General features: G+C 72.7%; 2 protein-coding genes. Both read left to right on the top strand.

The window, feature by feature from the left end; all coding sequences use genetic code 11:
• Positions 1–246: 246 nt before the first annotated feature.
• Complete coding sequence (locus BJP25_RS30715) at positions 247–756, top strand: DUF2127 domain-containing protein (protein ID WP_075978570.1); 510 nt, start codon at positions 247–249, stop codon at positions 754–756.
• A gap of 5 nt (positions 757–761) precedes the next feature.
• Positions 762–1235, top strand: coding sequence for a SixA phosphatase family protein (locus BJP25_RS30710; RefSeq protein WP_075978569.1), 474 nt, complete (start codon positions 762–764; stop codon positions 1233–1235).
• Positions 1236–1603: the final 368 nt, after the last annotated feature.

The raw sequence follows: 1603 nt of genomic DNA, 5'->3' as shown, positions 1-1603 counted from the left end.
ACACCCCCCGCCCCACCCGCCCGGAACTGTCGCCCCTCGCGGGCAGGATGGAATTCGGGGGCTCCCAGCGACCCTGTGGACAACTGCCCGCGCACGGCCCGGAACTGTCGGCCCGCGCCGGCAGAGTGGACATCGGGGGACCCCAGGCGCCTGTGGATGGTCCCGCCCGGAAATCGTGATCTCGTGGTAACGGCGTGGGCGCGTTCACGCTGGCCAGGGGGGTGCGGGCGGGGCATGCTGTAGTGCGTGAGCGGAGCGGGTGGGCGGTCGGGCAGCGGGTTGTTCCGGCTCGCGGTCGTGCTCAAGGGGGCCGACGGGGTGGTGCAGCTGCTCGGGGCCCTGGTCCTGATCGCGGTGCCGCCGTCGCTGATCACCGGGGCGGCGAACGCGGTGATCACCCGGGACCTGCTCGGGGACCACAACGGGACGCTGGCGCACCACCTGTCGCGGGCGGCGGCGGACTTCGCCGACGGCAGCACCCGCACGTTCGCGATCTGCTACCTGCTGCTGCACGCGGTGGTGAAGCTCGGGCTGGTCGTGGCCCTGTGGCGCGAGGTGGTGGCGGCGTTCCCGGTGGCCTGCGTGGTGCTGCTCGCGTTCGTGGCCTACGAGGTGGCGCGCGCGGTGCGCACCGGGTCGGTGGGGCTGGCGGTGTTCGGCGCGCTGGACCTGCTGGTCGTGGCCCTGGTGTGGCGCGAGTTCCGCAGGTTGCGCCGCGCCGCGCCCGCCCCGGCCGGGCCCGCGGTGGGAGGCTGACCCCCATGCGCCGCCTCGTCGTCCTCCGCCACGCCAAGTCCGCCTGGCCCGAGGGTGTCCCCGACTACCGCCGCCCCCTCGCCGACCGCGGCCGCCGCGACGCCGCCGCCGCAGGCCGCTGGCTGGCCGCCCACGCCGACCCGGTGGACATCGCGCTGGTCTCCCCCGCCACCCGCACCCGGCAGACCTGGGACCTCGTCGCCCCGGAGCTGCGCACCAGCCCCAAGGTCGTGCACGACGAGCAGCTTTACGGCGAAGGTCCCGAGGCCGTCATCGCCGTCCTGCGCACCCTCCCCGACAGCGCCGCCACCGTCCTGCTCATCGGCCACAACCCCGACCTGGAGGACGTGGTCGCCGAGCTGACCGGCACCCGCCCCCTGCTCAAGACCACCACCCTCAGCGTCATCACCTGGCCCACCCCCACAGCCGACTTGACCACCCCCGGCACCCTCACCACCACCGAGAAAATCCGCGGCTGAGCGATTTCATCGCCTCGCCTCCGGCATCGGGCTCTGAAAGCGGGATTTCCGGGCGGGCTCGATGGGGTGGGCGGTTGCGCCGAGCGCAAAACAAAGAAGAGACCCACCACAAAACCAACCCGCGACAACACCCAACTCACCCTTACCCAAAGGCCCCCAGTCACACCGCCACCACTTGCCCCACTCCCCAACTCAAGCAGCGGCCCCAACAGCGCCGCCGCCCTCTCACACGCGCCCAGCCCCCACGACCCAGCAGGCACACACAGCCCCCGCTACTCCCACAGCCGCCCAGCCGCCCACAACTCCCCCGGGCACGCAACGCTTCCCCTAGTCCCCACAACTCCCCCCGCTAGTCCCCCAAAACCTAG

Source organism: Actinokineospora bangkokensis (genome assembly GCF_001940455.1).
Lineage (GTDB): Bacteria > Actinomycetota > Actinomycetes > Mycobacteriales > Pseudonocardiaceae > Actinokineospora > Actinokineospora bangkokensis.
This window is presented reverse-complemented; position numbering and strand designations above follow the sequence as displayed.